The organism is Streptomyces hygroscopicus subsp. hygroscopicus (assembly GCF_001553455.1).
GTDB classification, from domain to species: domain Bacteria; phylum Actinomycetota; class Actinomycetes; order Streptomycetales; family Streptomycetaceae; genus Streptomyces; species Streptomyces hygroscopicus.
Map to the genome: position 1 here is coordinate 1 of NZ_BBOX01000171.1, position 5,693 is coordinate 5,693.

5 protein-coding genes are annotated in these 5,693 nt (G+C 75.3%); 2 read left to right on the top strand and 3 right to left on the bottom strand.

What is annotated here, in order from left to right:
• Positions 1-55: 55 nt before the first annotated feature.
• The 3 genes from AXW62_RS18985 to lnt all read right to left on the bottom strand — a co-directional run bounded on the left by AXW62_RS18985 (position 56) and on the right by lnt (position 2,686).
• On the bottom strand, positions 56-526 hold the full coding sequence (locus AXW62_RS18985; RefSeq protein ID WP_060945574.1) for a molybdopterin-dependent oxidoreductase: 471 nt from the start codon (positions 524-526) through the stop codon (positions 56-58).
• A gap of 192 nt (positions 527-718) precedes the next feature.
• Complete coding sequence (locus AXW62_RS18990) at positions 719-1,006, bottom strand: YiaA/YiaB family inner membrane protein (RefSeq protein ID WP_060945575.1); 288 nt, start codon at positions 1,004-1,006, stop codon at positions 719-721.
• 75 nt (positions 1,007-1,081) lie between these two features.
• Positions 1,082-2,686, bottom strand: a complete 1,605-nt coding sequence (lnt, locus tag AXW62_RS18995; protein WP_079115684.1) for an apolipoprotein N-acyltransferase — start codon at positions 2,684-2,686, stop codon at positions 1,082-1,084.
• A gap of 343 nt (positions 2,687-3,029) precedes the next feature.
• Here lnt and crtI point away from each other — a divergent pair, with 343 nt between their 5' ends.
• On the top strand, positions 3,030-4,592 hold the full coding sequence (gene crtI / locus AXW62_RS19000; RefSeq protein ID WP_060945576.1) for a phytoene desaturase family protein: 1,563 nt from the start codon (positions 3,030-3,032) through the stop codon (positions 4,590-4,592).
• Between the two features lie 95 nt (positions 4,593-4,687).
• The gene (locus tag AXW62_RS19005; protein ID WP_060945578.1) at positions 4,688-5,692 is read left to right on the top strand and encodes a phytoene/squalene synthase family protein; all 1,005 of its coding nucleotides are present in this window, start codon (positions 4,688-4,690) and stop codon (positions 5,690-5,692) included.
• Position 5,693: the final 1 nt, after the last annotated feature.

A 5,693-nucleotide genomic window follows, 5' to 3' on the forward strand; every position in this document is an offset into this window, starting at 1 on the left:
GGCACACCGCCGCGCCACGCCCTCTCCGGCCCGCGGAGCCCGTCTGGTGCCCGACTCACGGGCCCGGCGAGACGTACTGGCCGTCGACCCGTAAGGAGGTCACCCCGCTGATGTGCCTGGCACCGCAACGGTCCTGCGGGACCACGAGCTGCGGGCCGTGCGGATCGAGCGGGGTGTCGTCGATGCGGGTCGCCAGCAGTACGGGGGCGTTTCCGAAGTCCGGGTCGATCTCACCCCAGCTCAGCACCGCGTGATGGCCGTCGCCACCCGTCACGGCGATCAGGAAACGCAGCCTGTCCTTGCGCCGTACGGGATCGAAGGAGGGCCCCGACGTCCGCAGCACGTCATGGAGGAGCGGGCCCTCGAACCGGTGGTGCCGTACGCCGCTGGTCGCGCACTCGAAGCTGACCCGGACCCGCCGCAGGGGCCAGGCGCGCAGATCGGCCACGGCCAGGCGGGCGGGGCGGAGGACATCGCCGACCACGGTGAAGCGAGCGGGCGGCGCGAACGCGCAGGTCTGATTCACGGGCTTCCACCTCCCCGAGGACCGTACCCGTGGGGTAGGACCGGGGAAACGCACCTGCCATGTGATGTACCGGCACAGCTCGCATGTGCGGGGCATTTGCCACAGTAATGCTCGCAGCTGCCGCACCGAGCAGAACACCCGTCGGCGGATGGGCCGTGTGACGGCGCATCGGCTCGCCCGGCGCGGTGAGGTTCACAGCTTCTGGAAGGGGTCGTGCTCGGCGAGCAGCTTCTCCACCCGCGCCTGCTCGACCCGGCTGACGATCTGCCCGGCCTCCTGCCGGTCCCGGATCACCTTGGCCAGGGTGAAGGCGGATGTCACCAGGTAGAGCACGGCGATGGCGAGGAAGCCGCGCACCCAGGCGTCGGCGTTCAGCCGGAAGATGCCGATGGCGGTGGCCGCCATGGCGACGGCGAAGGAGGCGACCGCCTGACCGTAGAAGGCGGTCGTGCTCTGCTGTTTGACCGGTGTCTCACTCATGCGGACAAGAATCGGAAGACCCGGTCGGCCCCGCATCCGCCCGGATACTCAGAAAACGTACTCGGATCAGGCCGGTCAGGCTGGTGCCACGGCCTCCTCACGGCTCTCCTGTGCGCCGCCCGAGGGCGCGGCCGGCGGAGAGGGGGTGGCGCGGCGGCGCATCCCGAGGGCCACGGCGGCACAGGCGGCCACCGCGAACCCGGCCTCCGGGACGGGGCCCAGGCGGGTGGCGAGCGTGGTGGTGGTGCGCAGGGGCACGGTGGCGGTCAGTACCTGGCGGGTCCAGGGCTCGGTGCTCCGGCTGACCGTGCCGTCCGGCGCGACGATGGCGCTGATGCCGGTGGTGGAGGCGACGAGCACCGCCCGGTCGTGCTCGACGGCCCGCAGCCGGGACATGGCCAGTTGCTGTTCGGGTTCGGCTTCGTTGCCGTCGCGCATGTAGGTGGCGTTGTTGGTGGGGACGGCGATCAGGTTGGCGCCGGTGCGGACGGCGTCGCGGACCTGACCGTCGTACGCCACCTCGTAGCAGATCGACTCCGCCAGCCGCACCCGCCCGGCGTCCAGCCGCACCGGCCCGCTGCCGGGGGCGAAGTCGCGCGGGATCAGCTGGAGTTCGCCGAGGCCGCCGAAGACGTCGCGCAGCGGTATGTACTCACCGAAGGGCACCAGGTGCTGCTTGGTGTAGTAGGGGCCGGGACCGGTGCCGGGCCGCCACAGCAGTCCGGCGTTGCGGATCCGGTCGCCGGGGCCGTCGAGGATCGCCCCGACCACGACCGGGGCGCCGAGGTCCGCGACGACGTCCGAGATCCGGGCGCGGAGCAGGGGGTCGGTGCGCGGGTCGGTGTCGGTGGCGTTCTCCGGCCACAGCACCAGGTCCGGGCGCGGTGTGCGCCCGGCGCGTATGTCACGGGCGAGTTGGCGGGTGGCCGCGATGTGGTTGTCGGCGACCTGCTCGACCCGGGCCTGCTCCTCCATGCTCCGGGCGCGGGGCACATTGCCCTGCACCACGGCCACCCGTGCCCGCGCCCCGTCCCCGGCCGGGGACGGGCCGGGGATCAGCAGCGCTCCGCCGGCGCACCCGGCCGTGGCCGCCACCAGGCCCGCGACCGTGACCCGCCACCGGCCGGGACCGCCGGTCGCCAGCGCGGCGAGGCAGCCCGCCACCAGGGCCACGGCCGCGCTGACGGCGGGGGCGCCACCGACCGACGCCCATCCCAGGGCCGGGGAATCGGCCTGGCTGAAGGCGAGCCGCCCCCAGGGGAAACCGCCCAGCGGCACCCGGGACCGGACGGCCTCCGCCGTCACCCACCAGCAGGCGGCCCACAGCGGCCACCCCGGCAGCCGGGCGAACGCCGGGACGGCGCAGCCGAGCAGGCCCAGCAGCAGCGCCTGGGCGATGCTCAGCGCCGCCCAGGGCAGCACCCCCAGGTTGGTCAGCCACCACAGCAGCGGGGCGAAGAACGCCAGTCCGAACAGGGTCCCGAGGGCGAAGGCGGCCCGGGGCCGCCGGTGGCGCAGCGCGGCGAGCAGCAGGGCCGGGCCGACCGCGGCGGCCGGCCACAGCCCGAACGGGGGGAAGGCGAGGACGAGGAGCAGGCCGCCCGCGACGGCCGCCGCGCCGTGCCTGATCCGGCGGCCCGCGGGAACGGCCCGGCTCAACAGCGCCCGGCAGCTGGTCATGTCTTCTCCTCCACCGATGGTGTCACCGCCCCCGAGGAGGCCCGTGTCGTACCCCGAAGACTCCCATGATCCGGGTCCGTCGCCGAACCGGGTGCCCGGGGGCCGGCCACCGAGCGGGCGCCGGTCCGCGCGCCGCCCAGTGGGCCGTCCGGTACAGCGCTCCTCCCTCTTACGGGTCAGCCGCGCCCACGACAGGTGTCCCAGGGGCGGGCGGAGGGGCACGTCGTTCCCGTACACGACCGGACCGGGCTCCGTTGCGCGCCGGCTCCTCCCGGTGCGCCGCCGAGGAGGCCGCGGGAGGAGCGGACCGGTGGAGGAGGGAAGAAGAGGAAGGAGCGCCCCGGTGAAGACCGTCAAGGGCCCCACCGACCATGTGGTGGTCGTCGGCGCCGGACTGTCCGGGCTCGCCGCCGCCCTGCATCTGCTGGGTGCCGGACGCCGGGTCACCGTCGTGGAGCGCGCCGCCGTCCCCGGCGGCCGCGCGGGGGTGCTGGAGCGCGGCGGGTACCGCGTGGACACCGGGCCGACGGTGCTGACCATGCCGCACCTCGCCGACGAGGCCCTGGCCGCGGTCGGGGACTCCCTCGCCGCCCGCCTGGAGCTGACCGGCCTGCACCCCGCCTACCGCGCGCAGTTCGCCGACGGCAGCCGGCTCGACGTCCACACCGCGGCCGAGGCGATGGAGACCGAGGTCCGCCGGTTCGCCGGGGCGCGGGAGGCCGCCGGCTACCGGCGGCTGCGGACGTGGCTGACCGACCTCTACACCGCCCAGATGCGGCGCTTCATCGACGCCAACTTCGACTCGCCCTTCCAGCTGCTCCACCCCGACCTCGCCCGGCTGGCGGCCCTGGGCGGGTTCGGACGGCTCGACACGCGGATCGGCCGGTTCCTGACGGACGAACGGCTGCGCCGGGTCTTCTCCTTCCAGTCCCTGTACGTCGGGCTGCCGCCCGCCAGGACGCTGGCCGCCTACGCCGTGATCGCCTACATGGACACCGTCGCGGGGGTGTACTTCCCCAGCGGCGGTATGCACGCCCTGCCGCGTGCGATGGCGGACTCGGCCGCCGGGGCGGGCGCCGTCTTCCGCTGGAACACCACGGTGATCCGCCTGGAGCGGGCCCTGGGCCGGGTCACCGCCGTGCACACCGCGGACGGGGAGCGCATCGGCTGTGACGCCGTCGTCCTCACCCCCGACCTGCCGGTCGTCCACCACCTCCTCGGACGGGCCCCGTGGCGTGCCCTCCCGCTGCGCCACGCGCCGTCCGCCGTGGTCCTGCACCTGGGCACCGACCGCACCTGGGACCATCTGGCCCACCACACGCTCTCCTTCGGAGCCGCCTGGCGGACCACCTTCCGGGAGATCACCCGCGGCGGCGCGGTGATGAGCGACCCCTCGCTGCTGATCACCCGGCCCACCGCCCACGATCCGTCCCTGGCCCCTCCCGGACGCCATCTGCACCATGTCCTCGCGCCCTGCCCCAACACCGACACCGGCCCCGGCGCCCGCCAGTGGGAGGACCTGGGCCCGCGCTACCGCGACCGGCTGATCGCCGAACTCGAACGCCGGGGCCTGGACGGTCTCGGCGCGGCCATCGAGGAGGAGTGTCTGGTGACGCCCGCCGACTGGACCCGCCACCGGCACGCGGCCGGCACCCCCTTCTCCGCCGCGCACACCTTCGCCCAGACCGGGCCCTTCCGCCCCCGCAACCTGGTGCGCGGTCTGGACAACGCCGTGCTCGCCGGCTGCGGCACCACCCCCGGCGTCGGCATCCCCACCGTGCTGATCTCCGGGAAGCTGGCCGCGGCCCGTATCACCGGGATCCACCGCCGCTCCCCGCTGTTCGCGTCGGCCGGCACCGCGGCCGTGCCCGCCCGGCCGCGTACTGCGCAGGGCGCCGCCTCATGACCCGGTTCCCGGCCCGGCCCGGACCCCGGCCCGTCCGGCGGCTCGTGACCTACCCGCGCGGCCGGCGGGCCGGCGGCCCGCCGAGGGCACCGGCCGTGGCGGAACGGGAGCTGGACGCGGCGGGCATCACCGATCCCGCCCTGCGGGACGCCTACCAGCGGTGCCGGCGCCTCAACGCCCGCCACGGCAAGACCTACTTCCTCGCCACCCGGCTGCTCCCGCCGGCCAGGCGCCCCGCCGTGCACGCCCTGTACGGCTTCGCCCGGTGGGCCGACGACATCGTGGACGACCAGATGTCCGCCGCGACCGCCGGCGACCGCGTCCGGGCGCTGCGCACCCTGTGGCGGCGGCTGTCGGAGGGCTTGCGCGCGGGCGGGAGCGGCGACGAGCCGGTGGTCCGGGCCCTGGCGCACACCGCCGCCACGTACGGTATCGACCACCGGCACTTCCACGACTTCATGGTCTCCATGCACCGCGACCTGACGGTCACCGAGTACGCCGACTACGACGCGCTGATGGGGTACATGCACGGCTCCGCCGCCTCCATCGGGCTGCAGATGCTGCCCGTCCTGGGCGCGGTGGTGCCGCACGAGGTGGCCGCACCGCACGCCGCCGCGCTCGGCGTGGCCTTCCAGCTGACCAACTTCCTGCGCGACGTGGGCGAGGACCTCGACCGGGGACGGGTCTACCTGCCGGCCGATCTGCTCGCGGCCCACGGGGTCGACCGGGAGTTGCTGCGGTGGAGCCGGGACACCGGGGCCCGCGACCCGCGGATCCGGGCGGCCCTGGTGGCCGCCGCCGAGCTCACCCGTGGCGTCTACCGGGAGGCGGCGCCCGGCCTGGAGATGCTCGACCCACTGGCCCGGCCGTGCATCCGGACCGCCTTCGTGCTCTACGGGGGCATCCTCGATGCCATCGAGGCCGGCGACTACCCCGTGCTGCACCGCAGGGCCGTCGTGCCCCACCGCCGCCGGGCGGCGGTCGCGTTCGACGGTCTGGGCCGGGTGGCCGCGGCGCGGCTGCGCGCGAGGGCCGGAGGGCGGGGGGTACGGGCCGTGCCGGGTCCGTCCCCGGCGGCGGCGCGGGGAGGCACGGGGTGAC